We start from the raw sequence: 20,185 nt of genomic DNA, 5'->3' as shown, positions 1-20,185 counted from the left end.
GGAAAAGGCGTGAAGCGAGACGACTCGGTGAAGGAGCGGTTGGAGCGGCTGGAGTTGCCGTTCAACGCGTACGGGGTGGATCCGTACGGCGTGTCCAAGTGGCACCTGCGCGTCATCTTCGAGGCGATGAGTTTCTTCTACCGGAGCTACTTCCGGGTGCGCTGCCACGGCATCGAGCACATCCCGTCGCGCGGGAGGGCGATGGTGGTGGGCAACCACTCGGGAGGGGTGGCGGTGGACGGGGCCATGGTGGTCACCTCGTGCTTCCTGGAGATGGAGCCGCCGCGGCTGGCGCAGGGCATGGCGGAGAAGTTCATCGCCTCCACGCCGGTGGCCTCCACGTGGACCAGCCGCTGCGGCCAGTTCCCCGGCCTGCCCGAGCACGCCATCCGCCTGCTGGAGGAGGACCGGCTGCTGATGATCTTCCCCGAGGGCGCGCGGGGCACCGCGAAGCTCTACCCGCAGCGCTATGACCTGGTGGACTTCGGCACGGGCTTCATGCGCCTGGCGCTCAAGACGCGCACCCCCATCATCCCCTTCGGCTTCCTGGGAGGCGGGGCGGCCATCCCCACGGTGGCCAACCTCTACGGGCTGGGCAAGCTGCTCGGAATGCCCTACGTGCCCGTCACCCCGTACCTGCTGCCCCTGCCGCTGCCCGTGCCGCTCGAAATCCACTATGGCGAGCCCATGGTGTTCGAGGGCACGGGCAACGAGGAGGACACGGTCATCCAGGGGTACGTGGAGCAGGTGAAGGAACGCATCGCGGGCATCGTCGAGCGGCGCCGTCACGAGCGCTGGAAGGGCGTGGAGTCATGAGGGTCCTCATCCTGGGAATCGGCGGAGCGGTGGCGCGGCGGGTGGCGCTGCAGCTGCGCGACAAGGGCCACACGGTGGTGGGCATCGACACGCGGCCGTGGGAGGACGCGCCCGCGGACATCGAGGTGCACGAGGTGGACCTGCGCAAGCGGCCCGCCGAGGACGTGTTCCGCACGCGGCGGCCCGAGGCGGTGGTGCACATGGCCACGGTGACGTCGCTGCGCGTGCAGGGCGAGGAGCGCCACCGCATCAACCTGGGCGGCACCCGCGTGGTGTTCGAGCACTGCCGCACCTACGGGGTGAAGCACGCCCTCTTCGTGGGCCGGCACACCTTCTACGGGGCGGCACCGGACTCGGCGCTGTACCACACCGAGGACGAGCCGCCGAAGGAGCTGGCCTCCTTCCCGGAGCTGGGGGACCTGGTGGCCGCGGACCTCTACGCCTCGACGGCGCTGTGGCGCTACCCGGAGCTGACCACGTCGGTGCTGCGCGTGTGCTACTCGCTGGGGCCCTCGGCGCAGGGCACGCTGGCCACCTTCATGCGCGGCCGACGGGTGCCCATGGTGGCGGGGTATGATCCACTCTTCCAGTTCCTGCACGAGGACGACGTGGCCTCCGCCATCGCGCTCGCGGTGGAGAAGCGCGTGCGCGGCGTCTTCAACGTGGCGGGTCCGCAGCCGCTGCCGCTGTCCGTCATCATCCGCCAGGCCCAGCGCCAACCCGTGCCCCTGCCGATGATGGTGCTGCGCCAGCTCATCGGCCGCTTCGGGCTGCCACGGCTGCCCCCCGGGGCGCTCTACCACCTGCAGTACCCCATCGTGGTGGACGCTCGCGCCTTCAAGGAGGCCACCGGCTTCACCTACCGCTACGACGAGGTCCAGACGATCGAGTCCTTCCTGGCGGCCAACCCTCCCCCGCGCCCGCGCCGGGAGGAGCTCTTCGACCGGCTCGAGGCGCTCGGGGTGCTGAAGTAGCGATGGCCCGGCGTGCCATCAACTCCCCAGGCACGCCTCCTCGAACTCCCAGCGCTCGGAGACAGTTCCCATCTCGAGCAGGCGCCTGATCTCATCCAGGGAGACGGCCGGAGGGACATCGACAGCCACCAGGTTGGGAATGTGGCTCAGCTCGGTGTCACACCCGAGCGCCTCCAGTTCATGGCGCAGCGCAGGAGCCTCCGAGGCTTCATAGACGATGATGCGCAAGGTGCTGTGCCCGGAGGGGCGAACGACCTCGACGAAGCCCCTCGTGCCGTCGTCACGCTGGACCGCTGAGACGACGTCCTCGTAGGCGACGCCACGCGCGAAGAAAGGGATGTTGCCCAGACGGTAGAGCCCATCGCCGACAGGTGTCGCCCACATGCTTTCGCACGTGACGGGCGGATAGCCGTCCTCATCCTGCTGTAGCTCGAAGAAGACCTTGACGAGCTGTTCGGATTCTTCACCAGCCATTCCACACTCTCATTCCGGCTTGTCGCTCTTCTTGATGTTGCAGTCACGGCACAGCACCTGCCCGTTCGAAGGATCGCCCTTGCCTCCCTTCGCTTTCGGGATGATGTGGTCGACCTGTGCCTCGTTGGACGGAGGAGTGACGTCCTTGACGTGCTTCTCACCCGGAACTGTCTCCACCTTGCAGTTCTCGCAGAGGATCTTTCCGTCGTTTTGCTTGGCGTTATCGTCTTTGACGATTGACTTTCCCTTCTTCGTGAAGGGACGGCTGGTTCGATCCCTCCCGGCAATCGCTTCGACCGTGGGGAACCCCGTCTCCACCGCGCCCAAAGGTCGCCAGGAGCAAACCGGAGTTCCTGGCAGACCGGAGTCGGCTGCGACAGGAAGAACTCGTGGAGCGCACGAAAGCGCAGTCCCCTCGCGGACCTGGGCTGGAAGTGGTGCGAGGAGATGCGCCTCGATGGAGCTTGACAGGGCGAGCAGCCCGAGCAGAACGAACTGGATCATCAGCGAAGCGTATCAGGTACACATGCCCGCCCCGCCCCGCTACCCCCCCAACCGCTCCGGGGCTCGCGCTCCAGCCCTCATCCCGGCTAGCCTCCGCGGTGCAATCTCGACCGAGGGGGCTTCGATGGTCGTCGTACCGTCCACGCTGGATGCCGTCACCGTGCATGCCGAGGGCGCGCTCTGCACGCGCCTGGCCGCAGTGCCGTCCGACAACGGCCGGCTTCCCAGACAGGTGCGCATCGAAGGCCTGCCGCTCGGGCTGCGCACCGGCACGCTCCGGGCCGCCGTGCTCAAGGGCCCTCAGGGGCTCCAGGTGCGGGACATCCGCCCCGCCTATGATGTGCGGCTGCCAGCGGAGATGGACATTCCCGCCGCGCAGCGCGCCCTGGAGGAGGCCCGGGAGAAGCTCGCCGCCGTCAACGCGGAGATGGATCGCGTGATGCGGGACCTCGCGGCCCTCCAGAAGCTCAAGCCCGCCTTCCCGCCGCGAAAGAAGGACGAGCCGCACGAGCCGCGCGAGTCCTCCCTCACCGCCATCCTCTCGCTGGCGGGCTTCGTCGATGCGGAGCTCATCCCCCTGCACGACCGGCGGATCGCGCTGGAGCGCCAGCAGACCGAAGCGGCGGAGGAGGTGCAGCTGCGCCAGCGGCGGCTGAACGAAAGCTCGTCCGCGGTACGGGGCCAGCGTGCCCAGCTCTACCGGGCGGCCATCATCACGCTCTCCGAGGTGGGCCCGGCGGACGAGGCCGCGCAGCTCGCGCTCGAGTACGCGGTGCACGGTGCCCGCTGGGTGCCGGGGTATGACCTGCGGATGCCCCGGACGCTCGATGGGGGCGTGCTGCGCATGCGCGCCTCCATCATCCAGCGCACCGGCGAGGACTGGAGCAACGTGCGGCTGGCCCTGTCCACCGCGCAATTGGAGCGACGCGCGGACGTGCCGGAGCTGAAGGCCCTGCGCATCGGCCGGCGCCAGCCGCCTCCGGCCCGCTCGGGCTGGCGCGAGCCGCCCCCGGGGCTCGACGAGCTGTTCGCCGGCTACGACACGGCCCAGCCCCCGAGCCAGTGGCGTCCCGATCCCGGCATGGTGCTCGCGGGGATCAGTGCTCCGCAGGGCCAGCCCGTGCCGGAACAAGCCCCGGTGCTGAGGGAGGAGCCCACGACGGGGGGCGCCCTCATGGCGATGCCGTCGCCCGCGCCGATGCGCGCCTCCCAGTCCATGCCTTCCGTGTCCGCGCCGGCCAGGCCCACCGGCGCCTTCCGCGCGGGAGGTGCCCCACCCCCTCCCCCGGCACCCGGTGCGGCCCCCGAGGCCCCCAAGAAGAAGAGCGCGAACCTCATGCGGCGCCGTGAGGTCGCCGACGAGGCGCCCATGGAGATGGAGGAGGAGCCGTCCGGGTACCTCGCCGGCCTGGACGGGTACGTCGGGGAGATGGCCAAGGAGGAGGGAGGCTTTGGCGGTGGTGACGGCCTCGTGGACACCCGCTCCCGGCCCACCGGGCTGGAGCCGGCGGTGGATCTGCTCGACTACGGCAACCTGGAGCTGGGCGGCGTGAACCAGCCCGGACAGCGCGGGCGGTTGCAGCCCCAGTCCGAGGACATGTCCCGGGAGCTGCTCGTGCTGATGGGCATGCACGTGCGCGTGGACGTCTTCGCGCTCGTGGCCCAGTACGAGCGCACGGCGGCCTCGGTGCAGCACGTGGAGCTCCCGTCCTGGTCGGTGCCGCCGCGCCAGTCCACGCCCCACTTCGACTACCGCTTCGACGTGGAGACGCGCGCCGACGTGCCCTCGGACGGCGTGTGGCACAACGTGCCCGTGTTCTCCGCTCCGGTGGGGCTGAGCGCCGAGTACGTCTGCGTGCCCTCGATGGAATCGCGCGCCTTCCGCACCGTGAAGGTGGAGAACCGCACGCCCCACGCGCTGCTCGCCGGCCCGGTGGACATCACGCTTGGCGACGAGTTCCTGATGACGTCTCCCCTGCCCACGCTCGCGCCCGGCGCCACGCAGCGGCTGGGGCTGGGCGTCGAGGAGTCCATCAAGGTGTCGCGCAACACGCGCTTCGACGAGGCCTCGGGCGGCGTGTTCGGCGGCTCCAACGTGCTCACCCACCATGTCTGCGTCGAGCTGGCCAACCGGACCGCGCAGCGCGTCACCGTGGAGGTGCTGGAGCGGGTGCCCGCGGTGCCCTCCGCGGCGGAGAAGGACATCAAGGTGGAAGAGGCCGAGGTGAAACCGGCCTGGAGCAAGCGCGCGCTGCTGCCCGGCGAGACGCCGGTGGAAGGCGAGCGGGCGTGGAAGGTGACGCTGCAGCCGGGTGAGACGCAGACGCTGAACGCGACGTGGGCCGTACGGATTCCCACGAGCAAGATGCTCGTGGGCGGAAACCGGAGGACGTGATGAGCACCTCTATCCATCTCCCCGTGGTCAAGGTGACCGTCCTCGAGGACCGGGCGCTGGTGGAGCGCCGAGCGGACGTGGTGCTGCCCGCCGGGCCGCAGCGGCTGCGCGTGGAGGGGCTCTCGCCGCTCGCGGTGGACCGCTCGCTCCAGGCCCAGCTCACGGGAGGCACGGTGGCGCAGGCGCGCGTGAGCCGCACCTGGAAGGAGAAGCCCCGTGGCGAGGCCGCCCGTGCACAGTGGACGGAGCTGCGCCGGCGCGAGGAGCAGCAGGAGACCGAGTGGAAGCGCGTGCTGGCGGAGGGGATGCGGCTGCAGGCGCGGCTGGAGGTGGTGAACCTGGCCCGCGAGGACGTGCTGCGGGCCATCGCCGAGCTGTCGGGCGCGGGCCGGGCGAAGCCGGAGTCCTGGCACGAGCAGCTCGAGACGGTGCGCAAGGAGGCGGCCGCCACCGAGGAGGCGCTCCGGCGGTCACGCGCTCACGCGGAGGTGCTGTACCAGCGGCTGCTGGAGACCCGGACGGTGCTGAAACAGGGAGAGCAGCCGGAGCAGGAGCTCGTCACCGCGGCGGAGCTGGAGGCGAACCACCCGGCGGGAGGGACGGTGTCCCTGCGGGTGACGTACCTGGTGCCCTGCGCCGTGTGGCGGCCGGCGTACCGCGCCACCCTGGCTCCGGCCGAGGGCGGTGAGACGGTAACGCTCGAGTGCGAGGCCGTGGTGTGGCAGCGCACGGAGGAGGAGTGGAAGGACGTGGAGCTGCTGTTCTCGACGGCGCGGCCGACGCTGGGCGCCTCGCCGCCGCGGCTGATGGAGGACTGGCTGCGGCTGCGCGACAAGAGCGAGCAGGAGAAGCACACGGTGGAGGTGAGCATCCGCGAGGAGGCCATCCAGACCACGGGCGAGGGCGGGGCCAGCCAGGTGGAATCCATGCCGGGCCTGGACGACGGCGGCGAGGCGCTGACGCTCCGGGCGGCGCACCGGGTGACGGTGCCGAGTGACGGAGCGCCGCACCGCGTGCCGCTGTTCCAGTTCAGCGCCCCGGCGGTGTCCGAGCTGATTGGCTACCCGGAGCACTCGCCACTGGTGCACCGGGTGGCGCGCTTCGACAACCGGGGCCCGGCGGTGCTGCTGGCGGGCCCGGTGGACCTGGTGCGCTCGAGTGGCTACGTGGGCCGCTCGCAGCTCAAGTTCACCGGCGTGGGCGAGAAGCTGAAACTGGGCTTCGGCAGCGAGGACACCCTGCGCATCGCGCGGCTGGTGGACTCGAAGCAGGACACCCAGCGCATCACCGGCAAGCGCACCCGGACGCATCAGGTGAAGCTGTTCCTCTCCAACACCGGCACTCGAGCCGAGAAGGTGGTACTCGAGGAGCGCATGCCCGTCTCCGAGGTGGAGGCGGTGGAGGTGAAGCTGCACCAGGAGCAGACGAAGCCCGCGCCCGCGAAGGTGAGCGAGGACGGCATCGTGCGCTTCGAGCTGGCCGCCCCACCCCGCTCACAGCAGGAGCTGGCCCTCGCCTACTCGGTGGCCAGCTCCTCCAAGGTGGCCGGGCTCTAATCCCCTCCAATAATCCCCTTCAATAATCCCCTCCAATATCCCCTCTCCCCTCGGGAGAGGGTCGGGGTGAGGGTGCCCGGACCCGCGCTTCAACCCGTGGCCCACACTGGGAACGGAGGATTCAACCCAGGTTCACCCGAAACCCTCACCCCGTCCCTCTCCCGGAGGGCGAGGGGAAATGGCCGCGGGTACCGACCTGAAAGGGATTCACCATGAAGAGCACATTCCTCGTCGCGGTCGGCGGATTGCTCGTCGTATTGGGCGCGCTGCTCGGGATCATCACGCTGCTCGATGGGCGGGCCTTCGAGGCCCCCCTCCTGGGCGCCATCTCCGTGCCGGCCGTGCTTGGCCTCCTCATGGTGATCCTGGGACTGCGCAATCCCTACGCCGCCGCCCATCGCGACGTCATCACGCGCAAGGCCACCCCGAAGAACTTCTTCGTGGGCCTGGGGATCGTCCTCGGCAGCATCACCATCATCTATCTCTTCTACAACGTCATCCCCGTCATGCCGGATGTCGTCATCATCGGAGCCATGCTCGGCGTGCCGGTGGGCATCTTCACCATGGCGACCCTCTACACGGATGCCTGCGCCCGGTGTGACCGGCTCCTCCAACCCATCCGCATCAGCGCCCCGCAGCCAAGGCTCGAGCGCATTGTGGAAAGCCTGCGCTCCAGCGACATGAACACCGCCCTGCAACTCATGGCTGCCCTGGCGCCCGAGCATTCGCCCCAACTCGAGCTCGCCTTCTGTCCCTCGTGCCAGGCCACGGCGGTGTGCAAGGCGCCGAAGGAGCCCGTGGTCCTGCGAGACGCCAGCGCCACGCAATTCATCTCGGCGCTCCCACGGATCCCTCACTCCCGAGTGGACTGAGGGACCTCCCGGCGGCGCCGAACACCTCGCCGCTGCTCAGCCGGTGGCCGTGAGGGCCCGCTTCAGGGCGGCGACCTGCCGGGCGATGAAGTCCCGGGAGATGGCCGCATCCCCGGCGAAGACCTCGAAGGCGTGGTAGGCGCCGGGCACCTCGTGCAGCTCACAGGGCACGCCACTGGCCTGGAGACGGCGGGCGTACTCGACGTCCTCCTCGTAGAACAGGTCCAGCGTCCCGGTGCCCAACCATGCGGGCGGCAGTCCCGTCAGGTCCTCCGTGCGCGCGGGCACGGCATACTTCGGAGCGCTGGGGCCACCGGGTGTCTGGGCCAGGTAGGAGGTCCACCCGAAGACGTTGCTGCCCGGCGTCCAGATGTACTTCCCCGTGCCCTTGTGGTCCGCGCGGATGGCGGTCCGGTCATCGAGCATCGGGTACAGCAGCAGCTGGAAGACGGGCTTGATCTGCTTCCGGTCCCGGGTCAGCTGCGCCAGCGCCGCCGCCAGCCCGCCACCCGCGCTGTCCCCGCCGATGGCGAGCCGGTTTGCATCGATCTTCAACTCGCCCGCGTGCGAGTGCATCCACGAGAGCGCCGCGTAACAGTCCTCCAGCGGTGCCGGGAACGGGTGCTCGGGGGCGAGCCGGTAATCCACGGCGATCACCAGGATGCCGAGCTCCTTGGCGAACCGGCCGCAGACGGTGTCCGACTGCTCGGGCATACCGAGGATGTAACCCCCACCGTGGATCCACAGGAGGGCCGGGCTGCCCGGAGCACGCTGGGCGGGCTCGTACTTCCGGACGCGGAGGTCCGGTGCTCCAGGCGGGCCGGGAACCCAGACGTTCTCGATGGTGATGCCCTCCGGACTGCGCGCCTTGTAGAGGCGGCTGAAATTGAGGCGCCGGAGGATGCCCAGGAGGAAGCGGTTGAAGGAGAAGCTGGGGAACCAGCGGACGGAGGCCCGCAGCTCCGGGTGGACGGGATGGGATGGATGACTCATCGCGCGGGATGATGCCCCGGGAGCTGGTGATGACTCCAGACATCAGGCGGTGACTGCTGTCACCAGGGGGCGCAGGCCATCACCCAACTCAAGCCCATGAAATCACGGAAACCTGAACAGCCAAGCCATCACAGTAGAGCTGGCACGCCGGTCGCAAAGGCTCACGCCCGTCGTTTCTCACCCCCATAGGAAGATCAGATGAACCGTACATTCCGCAGCCTGACCCTCGCGACGGCGCTGTTCGCCGGACCCGCCGCCCTCCAGCTCCTCCCCACCACCGCCGTAGCGGCCACCGCCGAGGAGGCCGTGTCCACGCCCGGCGCTTCTCCAGAGCTGCTCTCCGCGATGCAGCGGGACCTCGGACTCAACGGCGAGCAGGCCCTGCGCCGGCTGGCCAGCGAAGCGGCGGCGGCCCGCCTCGAGAAGAAGGTGCGCGAGGACCTGGGCAGCACGTTCGCCGGTGCCTGGCTCAACCAGGACAGCAGCACGCTCATCGTCGGAGTCACCGACGAGGCCAGCGCCCGCCTCGTGCGCGGCCTCGGCGCCGAGCCCCGGCTCGTGGCCCGGAGCGAGAAGCAGCTCGACAAGGTGAAGTCGGCGCTGGACCGCAACTCCAAGCGCGCCGACCGGACCATCCACGGCTGGTACGTCGATCCCGTCACCAACAGCGTCGTCGTGTTCGCCCGGGATCCTTCCCTGTCGAGCGTCGCGAAGTTCATCGCCGACAGCGGCGTGACCGACGGCTCGGTCCGCGTGGTCGCCTCCAGTGAGGAGCCCCGCCCCATGTACGATGTGCGCGGCGGAGATGCCTACTACCCGGGCAGCGCGCGCTGCTCGATTGGCTTCTCCGTCAACGGGGGCTTCGTCACCGCGGGCCACTGTGGCGGCGTGGGCACCACTGCCTCCGGCTCCAACGGGGTGGCCCAGGGCACCGTGCGGGGCTCGACCTTCCCCGGCAACGACTACGGCTGGGTCCAGACCAACACCTCGTGGACCTCCCGCCCCTGGGTGAACAACTACGCGGGCGGCACCGCCAACGTCGCCGGCTCCAACGAGGCCCCGGTGGGCGCCTCGGTGTGCCGCTCCGGCTCCACCACCGGCTGGCGCTGCGGCACCATCCAGGCCAAGAACGTCACCGTCAACTACGCCCAGGGCGCAGTCTACGGCCTCACCCAGAGCAACGCCTGCTGCGAGGGCGGTGACTCCGGTGGCTCGTGGCTCTCCGGTGACCAGGCCCAGGGCGTGACCTCGGGCGGCTCGGGCAACTGCACCACGGGCGGCACCACGTTCTTCCAGCCGCTCAAGCCCATCCTCGCCGCCTACGGCCTCACGCTCACCACCACGGGCGCCACGCCGACGGGCCGGGCGATCGTCTCGAACTGGAATGGCAAGTGCATCGACATTCCCAACTCGAACACCACGGACGGCACCCCGCTCCAGATGTGGGACTGCAACGGCACCGGCGCCCAGAGCTGGACCTTCTATTCCGATGGCACCGTCCGGGCGCTCGGCAAGTGCATGGACGTGGCCTGGGGCTCGACGGCCAACGGCGCGGCCATCCAGCTCGTGGCCTGCAATGGCAACCCGGCCCAGCAGTTCGTGCTGAGCGCCGCGGGTGACCTCGTGAACCCGCAGGCCAACAAGTGCGTGGACATCAAGGACTGGAACTCGGCCAGCGGCGCCCGCCTGCAGACCTGGGAGTGCGGCGGCAGCGCGAATCAGAAGTGGACCCTCCGCTAACGCGGGTTGCCACCTTCCAGCTTCGCCACCACCGCCTCCAGTTCCGCCACCCGGCGGGCGAGCTCCTCGGGCCCGCTCGCCGGCAGGGCTGGAGCTGGAGGCGGCTCGCGTCGCGCGAGCGGTGACAGGTGCGGATCACTCTTCCAGAAGTCCATTCCCATCTCGGTGGCCTTGTCCACCGAGCACACCACCAGCCGCACCTGGATGGTGAGCAGCTCCACGTCCAGCAGCTTGATCTTGATATCGCCCGCGACCACCAGCCCCTTGTCGAGGACACGGTCCAGCACATCCGCGAGCGTGGCGTTGCGCGGGCCCTGAACGATGCGTTGTGACGTCATGCGTCCTCCTCACAGCAGCTTGCCGAGCGGGCCCAGGTCCAGGTTCAAATCTTCCTCCGTCAGCCCGAACTCCAGGCGGAGCCGCTCGATCTCCTCCGACTGACGCATCAGGGCCGTCCCCAGTCTCTCGATCTCCTCGTCACTCAGTGAACCGCCCTCCATGCGGCGGATGGCCTGCTTCTCGAGCAGCTCGTGCAGCAGCTTCACCAGGGTGAGCACCAGCTGCCCGAGCCCGTTCTTCAACTTGCCCTCGTCCAGCGAGAGCCGCCGCACCGGCGGAGCGCTCTGCTTCTGGAGCACCGCCTCGAGCCCACTTGCCACGCCGCTCATGCCGGCCCTCCCCCAGGCCCGGAGAGGGCCCGCGCCGGAGAGGGAGGAACGAGCCCCGCGCGCCGGGCCGTGTCCGTCGAGCACAGGACGAGCTGCAGCCCGAGGTAGACGAGGTCCACATCCGCCACCGACAACACGATGTCTCCACGCAGCGCCACGCCCTTGTGCAGCACCCGGTCGAGCGCCTCACAGAGGGACAGGGATTCGGACTCCTCGAGATTCACGCCGCCCTCCCTTCAGGGTCCTCGGCGGCCTCGTCCTGTCCCTCCCCGGCCGCCTCCTGGCTTGCGAGGATGGCGTCGAGCCGATCCAGCAACTCCGCCTCCTGCGCCTCGAACTCCTCCTCCGCCAGCTGCCCGGACTCGAGCTGCAGATACAGCTCCCGCAGCCGGATCTTGATGTCTTCCTCTTCCTGCTCCTGCTCCTGCCCCATGGCCTCGTCCACCTTCCGGGCGACCCAGAGCAGGCCGTGGAGTGGCGAGAGCAGGATGTCGTCGATGAGCAACATCAGCACTCCTGCGCGGGCGTGGCCGGGAGCTTCAGCTCCGTGAAGCTGTGCGGCGCCCAGGGTCCGTTGAATTCGAAGGTAAAATGCTCATCGAAGCCCTCCGCCGCGGCTTCGACCAGCTTCTCGAAGGCACCCAATCCCTCTCGCGGCAGCAGACACGAGAGGTTCATCACCTCGCTCTCCCCCCGCGTGGTGTTCCACTTCAGCTCGATGCCCCGCTCCCGGAGCACCGCCGCCACGCGCTCTGAGTGCGCCTGCCGATCGGCTTCGCGAAGGTTCTCGAACAGCTTTCCCACCGCGATCAGCTCCTCGCGGCTGACATCGTTGCGGCCCTTCATGCGATCCCGGGCGGCACCCAGCTCCGGATGGGTGGCGACGAAGTAGTCGAAGAGGTTCGGGGTGCTCCAGCGCACCTTGAGCCCCATCTCCACCTTGCCCGCGACGTGGCCGAGCTGCTCCCGGAACAGCTCCTGGTTCTCGAGCAACCGGCCACGCACGGCCTCATCGCTCCGGGCGACGAGGCCGAACGCCGCCGGCAGCACCGTGGTGTGCTCCATCAAGCGCCGCAGGACCGCTTGATGCGCCAGGAGATGCTTGCGCTCAGGCCGGAGGCGCGCCCGGCCCACCCTGCTCACCACCGCCGAGATGTCCCCAGCGGTGATGCGGTAGACCTCGCCGCCCTCGATGCCCGTCAATCCCGTCTCTCCGGCGGCTTCCCCACCAGCGAGTACGGCATAGAGATACGTGCCTCCTGCCTGAGCGCTCATCATCTCCTGGACTCCCTTCGTGTTGTTGTGATGAGGGTTTGTTCCGCGACTACACGCCCATCGCCGCGGCGGGCACGCCAGCCGCCGCCATCGCCGGGGCCGGCATCGGCAGGGCCGCGTTCTTGCCCTCGTGGAGGGCGGTGGGGGCGGCCGTCAGGCCAATCGCCGCCGCGTACTTCAGGTACGTCTCCACCGAGGCGATGACCACGCGCGCCTCCACGGAGAGGATCTGGATACCCACCAACGAGACCGTGGCCCACACATCGATCACGATGCCCTTATCCAAGATGATGCTGATCACTTCCGCGAGGCTGGACGAATCGGTCGACTTCGTAATGGCCGCCATGACTGCCTCCTGGTTGTCGTGTTGGGCTCGGACCGTGGCATTCCTGTCCTTGCTTGCCTTCACGCTTAACAGGGGCCTCCGACATGTTTGTCAATGGACAGACTCACGCCACGAAATTGAAGGGAGGCCACGGGCCGCTCAGCGCGATGTCTGTCTGGGACTCGACAGGAATTGACGACACCGCCGCGCGGAACGCGAGGACCTGCTCGCGCGGCACCAGGAAGTACAGCGAGCAGAGCGCGGGCTCGCCCGGGCGCGGGGGCGGAAACTCCGTGCGGTGCTCCCTGCACAGGGGCGCCACCTTCGCCACCAGGGCCTGCTCCAACGCCACGCACCGGTCGCGCAGCCGGCTCTCCGCGGAGTAGTGCCGCCGCCGTGCCTCGAGCCAGGCGGCTCCCGAAAGGCGCATCGGCTTCACGGCCGTCTCTGGCTCGGTGGGTGGAGGCGGCGCGGACAACAGCGCCCGCACTCCCAGTTCCACGCAACCCGCAACCCGCGTGAGGGCCCGCTGATAGGTTTCGCGCTGCTCGTCGAGGTGCGCGCGCACCGCCGCCTCTCCGGAGAGCACGCTGCCAAAGCGCATCGGCAGCACATCGGCCACGGCGTGCTGCGCACGGATGACGCGCTCGTACTCCAGCAGCTCCGCCTTCGCTGGCGCCTCTACACGCCCGGGCTCCGCGAGCGGTGAGGCCACGGCCGCGAGCCCTCCGTGCACGATGCGCAGGAGCCCACTCCCTCCTCCATGCCCGCCGCTCGGCAACGCCGCTGCCGCGTCCGCGATGCAATAGAGCAGCAGACGGGCCCTGTCAGTCATGGGTCCGCACCTCGCTCCCGTCGCCGGGCTCGTCCCCGAGGTGTGGCGCGAAGTTGTAGGCCGGCCAGGGCCCTCGTGCCGACAGGTGCAGGCCGCGCGCGGACAGCTGCTCCGCCAGGGGTTCGAGCCGCCTGGCCAGCTCCGCCTCCGCGCCTCGCGGCAGCAGGAGCGCCCAATGAAACGCGCCCTCCCGCCCTGGCTCCTCCGGGTTCCGCGGAGGTACCCGCAGGGAGCGCCGGTCGAGCACCAGTCCCTCGAGCGCCCGGGAGAGTTCCGTCTGGACCTCCTGGGCCCACCCGCGTGCCGCACGCACCGCGTCCTTGCGCAGCTTCTGCTCCATCAGATAGCGCGCCCCGGCCTGCGCCGGCAGCTTCGCCACGCGGGGATCGGCGGCGAACATCGCCTCCTCGCACACCCGCACCTCCAGTGTGCCCTGGAGCGACCACTCCTCCTCGCGCTCCACCTTGTCGATGAAGGCCGAGATTCGTGCCCGCTCGCGCCGGAGCAGGGCCTCGAGCCGCTCCGCCGACGAGAACAGGCACCCGAAGCGCAGCGGCAGCACCGGGGAGGCCGCCATCATCTGCTCGATGACCGCCTCGTGGCGCAGGGCGCGCGGCCCGAGCCAGCCCAGGTCCTTCAAGTGGGCCTCGCCCGCCTCACCCGTCCATTCGTGAAGCGGCACCTCGCAGCAGATGGCCGCGACGTCCTCGTGCACCCGCGCGCCGAGCGGCGTCTGAGCGTCGAGGCCGTGGCCCACCGCCGCCCCGGCCGCGGCCGCGCGTGCGAAGCAGAAGACGTACAGCCCCCCGCCTTCTTCACCCGTGGAACGGGTGGTGTCTCTTGCGTTCATGGTGCCCCGCAGTGTCCCTCCCGCCTCCGACAGAGGCGGGGGTACACGCGAGCGCCATGCCGTCAGGAAGGGGGTAATCGCTCCGGAGCGGAGAGCCGGTGTGTTCTCTCCTGGTCATTCACCTCAGGGCGCGGCCTTGCGGGAGCGGGCCGAGGCAACGCCGAAGCAGATCACCGCCGCGGCCAGGAATGGCAGCGGCGGCGGCGAGAAGTAGAGCGCGGCGACGATCAGCCCCCCGAGCGAGACCAGCGCGTTGACGAAGGACACCGGCGCGGGAACGCCTCGGCCCTCCTTGCGCAGCGCGTGCTCGAGCGTGAGGTTCACGGCGCCAAAGCCCAGGTAGAGCAGGCCCATGGACACGCTCCACCCGGTGGCGAAATCCATCAGCGTGTGGCGAGGCCCTGGAAAGCGCATCGTCAACTGCGCCATCGCGTCGTAGACCTGCGACTCCTCGGGAGTCGGAACCTGCCGGCCCGGGCCGAAGTTGCCGAGCGTATGCCCGAGCGCGACCAGGACGTGCATCCAGGACGCGATGCGGAACCATCGGGCGCCAGGGATTGAAACCGCCGTTTCCATCTTCATTTCCTCGTGTTGTGCATGCTCCCTCTCCCCCTGGGAGAGGGCGGGGGGTGAGGGTCGTCGCCAGCGTGTAGACCCTCACCCTGACCCTCTCCCAGAGGGAGAGGGGACGTCCACATCCAGGTCCTCGGAAGAAGCGCCGGGGGTCAGTTGGCCCATCACGTGCGGCTGGCCGTCCTCGGCCTTCACGCGGTAGGCGACGGCGCCGTCCCGCTGCACCGCCGTCTGGAACACCACGCGCGAGGGCAGCAGGAGCGGACGGCGGAACACCGACGACAGGGTGAGGGCGGGAGCCTCCGCCGCCGCGCCCATCTCCGCCACGCAGCGCCCCACGGTCCACATGCCGTGCGCGATGGCGCGTGGGAAGCCGAAGAGCCGCGCCGTGAGGGCATGCAGGTGGATGGGGTTGTAGTCCCCCGAGGCCCGCGCATAGCGCCGGCCGGTGTCCTCGGGCACCGTCCAGGGCGCGGGGCGGCTTTCGGCGAAGAGCACGTCCTCCTCCGAGGTGGCGGCCGAGGCGCTCGCGGGCCGCTCCTCGCGCGGGCGCTCGCCGGTGCCGGGCAGCCGGCGCAGCATGGTGGTGACGGCGCTCCACACGAGCACCCCGCCCTCCTCCACGCGCGTGTGCAGGTCCAGCTCGCGCCCCAGCCGGACCTCGCGCTGGCCCTCCACCCACGCGAGCACCGAGAGCGTGGCTCCCTCCGCCAGCCGCCGGTACTGACGGAGGTGGTTGCGCACGTGGATCATCCCGAGCAGCTGGTACGGGAACTCGGGGCGGTTGAGCAGTGCGAGGTGGAGCGGCGTGGCGAACACCTGGGGGAAGGTCAGCGGCAGGTGGCCGTCCGCCGGGAAGCCGCACACCTCGCGGTAGAGCGCGAGTTGCCGCGGGTCCGGCGTGAAGTGACGCAGGCGCACCTCGAGCCGGGGAACCTCGCCCGGGCGCGCGGGGCGGCGGGCCACGGCGGCGCGCAGCAACTCCCTGGCGAGGGACGGAGGTTCGGCGAGCTCGAGGACGGGCGGTGAGACGGACAAGGAGGCTCCTGCGCTGTCTGGGTATTCGGCCGGGTCCGTCTCGTAGTGAGCACCCGGCGGGGAGAGCAAGTTTTTCTTCCCGCCGGGGCCGAGGGCCATAATCCCGCCCGGTTCGCCGTCTCAACCCCCCCACGGAGAGAATCCATGTCCTGGCTTCGTGCCATTGCCCTCTCGGCCATGGTCCTGACACTGAGCCTCGGTGCAGGCCCCGCGTCCGCCTCGTCCTTCCACATCGCCGACGTCACGGCTCGCGACGGTGTGGTCCTGACGGGCAACGTCTTCATCCCCGACACCCCGGGGCCGCACCCGGCCATCCTCTTCATCACCAGCTGGGCCACGCCCAACCTCGAGTACCTCGCCCAGGCCGAGCAGTTCGCCGACGCCGGGTACGTCGTGCTCTCGTACACCCCCCGCGGTTTCTACTTCTCCGGGGGCTCCATCGAGACGGCCGGGCCCAAGGACATCAGCGATGTGAGCGACGTCATCGACTGGCTGCTGCTGAATACCCCCACGGACCCCGCGCGCATCGGCGCGGCCGGCATCTCGTATGGTTCGGGCATCAGCCTGCTCGGCTCCGCGTTCGACCCGCGCATCCGCGCCGTGGCCGCCCTGAGCACCTGGACCGACCTCCTCTACTCCCTACTTTCCAACCAGACCCGCCACCAGCAGGCCGCGGGTTTGCTCCAGCTCGCCGCCGACCTGACCGGACGGCCCTCGGCGGAGTTGCAGCAGCTGCTCTCGGACTACTTCGCCAACCGGAACCTCGGCGGGCTCGCCACCTTCGCCCAGGTGCGCAGCGCCGCGACGTACGTCGACCGCATCAACGCGAACCGCCCCGCCATCCTCATCGCGAATTCCTATGGCGATAGCCTCTTCGCCCCCAACCAGCTCACCGACTTCTTCACCCGGTTGACGGTGCCCAAGCGGCTCGAGCTCCGCCCGGGCGATCACGCCATCCCGGAGCTGACCGGCCTGCTCGGCCTGCCCAATGACGCGTGGACCAGCGTGCACCGCTGGTTCGATTACTACCTGCGCGGCGTGGACACCGGCATCGCCCTGGAGCGGCCAGTCCAGTTGCAGCCGCGCGGCCAGAGCGGCTACGAGACCTATGCGTCGTGGAGTGCGATCTCGACGAGCAGCGCGCGTTACTACCTGGGCGAGATTCCCTGGTGGAGCGACGAGGGAAGCCTCCTCGCGAGCGCACAGACGGGCTGGAGCTGGACGGTCCTCGCGGGTGACGACACCACCGCCAACGGGGGCGCCGTGCTCCTGACCAACGGCGCCGAGGCGCTCACGGGCGAGCCTCCGATCAACTGGATTCCCTCGGTGGACCGGGACAACGCGGGCGTGTGGCAGTCCGGCTGGCTGACGAGCACGCGGCGTCTGCGCGGAGCCGCCCACCTGCGCCTGACGGTCACCCCCGGCAGCTCCGGGCAGACGACGGTCATCGCCTACCTCTACGACACGGACGAGTACGGGACTGGAAGCCTCGTGACGCATGTGGCGTACACGATTCGTGGCGCGGTGGCCGGCCAGGCCTACACCGTGGACACCGACTTCCCCTCCACCGTCTACGACGTGCCGAGCGGGCACCGGCTCTCGCTCGTCATCGACACCGTCGACCCGCTCTACGCGGACCAGGGCGCGTTCTTCACCACGGTGAAGTTCTCCTCACCGTCGGCCAATCCGTCCTACGTGTCGCTGCCGCTCAAGTGACGAGCCCTTGGCAACATGTGCTAACTCCCGCGGCAATTGCCCCTCGCCCTCCGGGAGAGGGACGGGGTGAGGGTTTCGGGTAAACCCAGGTTGAACCCCCTGTCCACACTGGGGGCCGCGGGTTGGAGAACGGGCCTGGGCACCCTCACCCTGACCCTCTCCCGAGGGGAGAGGGGATATCTTCGGTCATTTGCCTGAAGGGGATCAGCCCCCGGCGTAGAGGCGGCGGTGCTCGCGGATCTCCGTGAGGCGGAACTCCCCAGGCGCCGGGGTCAACGGCTCCGGCGCGTCCGAGGGGAGCTTCATGATGCGCTCGTACTCCTCCACCGAGACGCGCTCCCGCTTCGCGAGCACCGCCTCCACGTCCGTCTGCGCCATCCGCCGCGCCGCCCCCTCCCCCACCACGCCCGAGTAGAATTCCGCGCAGCAGCCGCTCCCGTAGGACAGCAGGCCAATCCGTTTGCCCGCCAGCTCGGCGCCCTCGCCCTGCAGCAGCCCCGCGAGCGCCAGGTACAGCGAGGCGGTGTACACGTTGCCGATGCGCGCGTTGAGCCCCAGCGACGACGCCACCTGCGCCTCGTAGCTCGCCGGGGACTTCGCCGCCTCCTCACGCGCCGCCGGAGTGCTCTCCCGGCCCGGCGCGTCCTCCAGATCGCACAGCCGCAACTGCGTATGCGCCTTGCGCGCCATCTTGCAGAAGGGCACGTGGTAGAGGATGCGCGCGAGCTGCTCGCCCGGGAGCGTCTCCCCCCACCGCACCACCTCGTGTGCCAGCGCGCGCTCGCGCCACCCGCGGTACGCGCCCGAGAGCGCATCCAGGTAGCAGTTGATGGAGTAGTGCCCGTCCACCACCGCCTCCCGCCGGCCCAGCGGCCGCCAGAAGTCATACACATCCATCGAGCTCACGCCGTTCAGCCCGATGTCCAGCGCGAGCAGGTCCGGCTGCTCCGACACCAGCAGGGCCACCGCGCCGCCGCCCTGGGTCGGCTCGCCCGCCGTGTTCAGCCCGTAGCGCGCGATGTCCGAGCACACCACGATGGCCGAGCGCCCCGCCCCCGCGCCGGAGGCAATCCACTCGGTGGCCGCCATCAGCCCCGCCGTGCCGCCGTAGCACGCGTGCTGCGCATCGAAGGTCCGCATCGTCCGCGGCAGCTTCAGCAGCCCCTGGACGTGCGAGGACACCGCCTTCGAGTGGTCCACCCCCGTCTCCGTCCCCACCACCAGCATGCCCACCCGCGACGGGTCCACGCCGTGGCGCTGGATGAGCCGGGACGCGGCGCTCGCGGCGAGCGCCACCGAGTCCTCGCCCGGATCCGCCACCGCCATCTCCTTCGCGCCCAGGCCCGCCGTGTACTTCGCCGGCTCCACGCCCCTCGCCCGAGCCAGATCCTCGATGTCCACGTACCGGCGGGGGACCGCGATCGCCAGTGCCTCGATTCCAACCTGCTTCTTCATGGAAAGCTCCTTGCCTCGTGGACTCACTGCAGCTCGGGGGGAACCAACACCAGACGGCCCGCCACCTCGCGGTTCTCCAGCCGGAAGTGCGCCCGCCCCGCCTCCGCCAGCGGCACCGTCTCCGCCACGAAGGGACGGATCTTCCCCTCGGCCACCAGCCGCAGCGACTCGTCCAGCTCCTCGCGCGTGGTGGCGTACGCCCCGAGGATCTCCAGCTCCTTCACGATGACGAGGCCCGGGTTCAGGTCCACCGTCCCCGTCTCCAGGTTGCCCACCACCACCACCCGGCCCCCCGGCGCCATCGCCTTCAGCGTCTGCCCGAAGGTGACGCTGCCGACGATCTCGATGGCCACGTTGACGCCCTCGCCCCCCGTGCGCCGCCGCGCCTCGGACGCGAAGTCCAGCCCGCGCGAGACGATGACCTCGTCCGCTCCCGCCTCGCGCAGCGCCTGCACCTTCGCCTCGCCCGACGTCACCGCGATGACGCGCGCCCCGTCCAGCTTCGCCAGTTGCACCGCCGCCAGCCCCACGCCTCCGCTCGCCCCGGTGATGAGCACCGTCTCGCCGTCCCGCACCCGCCCGCGCGTCCTCACCGTGTGCACCGCCGTCCCCAGCGTGCAGCACACCGTCGCCGCCACCGGCCAGGGCAGGTTCGCCGGCACCCGGCCCAGCCCCGCCACCGGCGCCGTCATGTATTGCGCGTAACCGCCGGAGATCTCCTCCCCGAAGAAGCGGTTGTCCTTCTTGCACAGGCTGTTGCGCCCGCTCTTGCACAGCGCGCACTCCCCGCACGAGAGCCGCTGCAGCGTGGCCACCCGATCCCCCACCTTCCACCCCGGCGTGTCCGGTCCCACCTCCACCACCTCTCCGGCCGCCTCGTGGCCGAGGATGGCCGGCACGTGGGTGCGCGGCAGGTTGCCCCGGCGGTTGATGACGTCGTGGTAGCAGACGCCGCAGGCCCGCACCCGGATGAGCACCTCGCCTCGTCCCGGCCGCGGGTCGGGCACGGACTCCATCTTCAGGTTGCTCGCCTCACCAAATTCACGCAGCACGACAGCCTTCATCCGGGGACTCCCTGGCTGGAAAAGACACTCTGTCTGTGTTGTGTCTGTTTTTGTCTGTGTAT

At 69.9% G+C, this 20,185-nt stretch carries 21 protein-coding genes and 1 pseudogene; 7 read left to right on the top strand and 15 right to left on the bottom strand.

Annotated features, from left to right (window positions below):
* Positions 1-9 precede the first annotated feature (9 nt).
* The gene (locus NR798_RS13180) at positions 10-816 is read left to right on the top strand and encodes a lysophospholipid acyltransferase family protein (RefSeq protein ID WP_375771811.1); all 807 of its coding nucleotides are present in this window, start codon (positions 10-12) and stop codon (positions 814-816) included.
* On the top strand, positions 813-1,790 hold the full coding sequence (locus tag NR798_RS13175; protein WP_375771810.1) for an SDR family oxidoreductase: 978 nt from the start codon (positions 813-815) through the stop codon (positions 1,788-1,790). Before NR798_RS13180 ends, NR798_RS13175 begins: the two co-directional genes overlap by 4 nt.
* An 18-nt stretch (positions 1,791-1,808) precedes the next feature.
* On the opposite strand, the gene NR798_RS13170 is transcribed toward NR798_RS13175, so the two are convergent.
* Both NR798_RS13170 and NR798_RS13165 read right to left on the bottom strand, forming a co-directional pair.
* Complete coding sequence (locus NR798_RS13170) at positions 1,809-2,264, bottom strand: DUF4265 domain-containing protein (RefSeq protein ID WP_375771809.1); 456 nt, start codon at positions 2,262-2,264, stop codon at positions 1,809-1,811.
* A 9-nt stretch (positions 2,265-2,273) separates the two neighbouring features.
* Positions 2,274-2,768, bottom strand: a complete 495-nt coding sequence (locus NR798_RS13165) for an HNH endonuclease (protein WP_375771808.1) — start codon at positions 2,766-2,768, stop codon at positions 2,274-2,276.
* Positions 2,769-2,892: 124 nt separating this feature from the next.
* On the opposite strand from NR798_RS13165, the gene NR798_RS13160 reads away from it, so the two are divergent.
* The 3 genes from NR798_RS13160 to NR798_RS13150 all read left to right on the top strand — a co-directional run bounded on the left by NR798_RS13160 (position 2,893) and on the right by NR798_RS13150 (position 7,591).
* On the top strand, positions 2,893-5,163 hold the full coding sequence (locus NR798_RS13160) for a DUF4139 domain-containing protein (RefSeq protein ID WP_375771807.1): 2,271 nt from the start codon (positions 2,893-2,895) through the stop codon (positions 5,161-5,163).
* Complete coding sequence (locus NR798_RS13155; RefSeq protein ID WP_375771806.1) at positions 5,163-6,719, top strand: mucoidy inhibitor MuiA family protein; 1,557 nt, start codon at positions 5,163-5,165, stop codon at positions 6,717-6,719. Before NR798_RS13160 ends, NR798_RS13155 begins: the two co-directional genes overlap by 1 nt.
* A 212-nt stretch (positions 6,720-6,931) precedes the next feature.
* Positions 6,932-7,591, top strand: a complete 660-nt coding sequence (locus NR798_RS13150; RefSeq protein WP_375771805.1) for a hypothetical protein — start codon at positions 6,932-6,934, stop codon at positions 7,589-7,591.
* A 36-nt stretch (positions 7,592-7,627) separates the two neighbouring features.
* On the opposite strand, the gene NR798_RS13145 is transcribed toward NR798_RS13150, so the two are convergent.
* Complete coding sequence (locus NR798_RS13145) at positions 7,628-8,584, bottom strand: alpha/beta hydrolase (RefSeq protein WP_375771804.1); 957 nt, start codon at positions 8,582-8,584, stop codon at positions 7,628-7,630.
* Between the two features lie 198 nt (positions 8,585-8,782).
* Here NR798_RS13145 and NR798_RS13140 point away from each other — a divergent pair, with 198 nt between their 5' ends.
* The gene (locus NR798_RS13140; RefSeq protein ID WP_375771803.1) at positions 8,783-10,324 is read left to right on the top strand and encodes a ricin-type beta-trefoil lectin domain protein; all 1,542 of its coding nucleotides are present in this window, start codon (positions 8,783-8,785) and stop codon (positions 10,322-10,324) included.
* On the opposite strand, the gene NR798_RS13135 is transcribed toward NR798_RS13140, so the two are convergent.
* From NR798_RS13135 to NR798_RS13090, 10 genes and pseudogenes are all read right to left on the bottom strand, one after another.
* A complete protein-coding gene (locus tag NR798_RS13135) occupies positions 10,321-10,662 on the bottom strand; it encodes a gas vesicle protein (protein ID WP_375771802.1) in 342 nt (113 codons plus the stop codon). The two genes, NR798_RS13140 and NR798_RS13135, sit on opposite strands and share 4 nt — an antisense overlap.
* Positions 10,663-10,671: 9 nt before the next feature.
* On the bottom strand, positions 10,672-10,992 hold the full coding sequence (locus NR798_RS13130) for a gas vesicle protein K (protein WP_375771801.1): 321 nt from the start codon (positions 10,990-10,992) through the stop codon (positions 10,672-10,674).
* Complete coding sequence (locus NR798_RS13125; RefSeq protein WP_375771800.1) at positions 10,989-11,216, bottom strand: gas vesicle protein; 228 nt, start codon at positions 11,214-11,216, stop codon at positions 10,989-10,991. The genes NR798_RS13130 and NR798_RS13125 overlap by 4 nt, the downstream gene beginning before the upstream one ends.
* The gene (locus tag NR798_RS13120) at positions 11,213-11,500 is read right to left on the bottom strand and encodes a gas vesicle protein GvpG (RefSeq protein WP_375771799.1); all 288 of its coding nucleotides are present in this window, start codon (positions 11,498-11,500) and stop codon (positions 11,213-11,215) included. The genes NR798_RS13125 and NR798_RS13120 overlap by 4 nt, the downstream gene beginning before the upstream one ends.
* Positions 11,500-12,267: a GvpL/GvpF family gas vesicle protein gene (locus NR798_RS13115; protein WP_375771798.1), complete on the bottom strand. Its 768-nt coding sequence runs from the start codon at positions 12,265-12,267 to the stop codon at positions 11,500-11,502. Before NR798_RS13115 ends, NR798_RS13120 begins: the two co-directional genes overlap by 1 nt.
* A 145-nt stretch (positions 12,268-12,412) precedes the next feature.
* A pseudogene (gene gvpJ, locus NR798_RS13110) lies at positions 12,413-12,613 on the bottom strand (gas vesicle protein GvpJ); the annotation flags it as partial.
* A 103-nt stretch (positions 12,614-12,716) separates the two neighbouring features.
* Positions 12,717-13,427, bottom strand: a complete 711-nt coding sequence (locus tag NR798_RS13105; protein ID WP_375771797.1) for a GvpL/GvpF family gas vesicle protein — start codon at positions 13,425-13,427, stop codon at positions 12,717-12,719.
* The gene (locus NR798_RS13100; protein WP_375771796.1) at positions 13,420-14,277 is read right to left on the bottom strand and encodes a GvpL/GvpF family gas vesicle protein; all 858 of its coding nucleotides are present in this window, start codon (positions 14,275-14,277) and stop codon (positions 13,420-13,422) included. Before NR798_RS13100 ends, NR798_RS13105 begins: the two co-directional genes overlap by 8 nt.
* Positions 14,278-14,400: 123 nt before the next feature.
* Positions 14,401-14,799 (bottom strand): hypothetical protein, encoded by a 399-nt coding sequence (locus NR798_RS13095; RefSeq protein ID WP_375771795.1) that lies wholly within the window; start codon positions 14,797-14,799, stop codon positions 14,401-14,403.
* 135 nt (positions 14,800-14,934) lie between these two features.
* On the bottom strand, positions 14,935-15,888 hold the full coding sequence (locus NR798_RS13090; RefSeq protein WP_375771794.1) for a MaoC/PaaZ C-terminal domain-containing protein: 954 nt from the start codon (positions 15,886-15,888) through the stop codon (positions 14,935-14,937).
* A gap of 144 nt (positions 15,889-16,032) precedes the next feature.
* Between NR798_RS13090 and NR798_RS13085 the strand changes: the two genes are divergently transcribed.
* Entirely contained in the window at positions 16,033-17,604 is a 1,572-nt protein-coding gene (locus NR798_RS13085; protein WP_375771793.1) for a CocE/NonD family hydrolase, read from the top strand.
* A 204-nt stretch (positions 17,605-17,808) separates the two neighbouring features.
* Here the strand turns inward: NR798_RS13085 and NR798_RS13080 are convergent, their stop codons facing one another.
* Together NR798_RS13080 and NR798_RS13075 are read right to left on the bottom strand one after the other, a co-directional pair.
* Entirely contained in the window at positions 17,809-19,059 is a 1,251-nt protein-coding gene (locus tag NR798_RS13080) for a hydroxymethylglutaryl-CoA synthase family protein (protein WP_375771792.1), read from the bottom strand.
* Positions 19,060-19,082: 23 nt separating this feature from the next.
* Positions 19,083-20,123, bottom strand: a complete 1,041-nt coding sequence (locus NR798_RS13075; protein WP_375771791.1) for an alcohol dehydrogenase catalytic domain-containing protein — start codon at positions 20,121-20,123, stop codon at positions 19,083-19,085.
* Between the last annotated feature and the right edge of the window lie 62 nt (positions 20,124-20,185).

Source organism: Archangium gephyra (assembly GCF_042230915.1).
GTDB classification, from domain to species: domain Bacteria; phylum Myxococcota; class Myxococcia; order Myxococcales; family Myxococcaceae; genus Archangium; species Archangium gephyra_B.
This window is presented reverse-complemented; position numbering and strand designations above follow the sequence as displayed.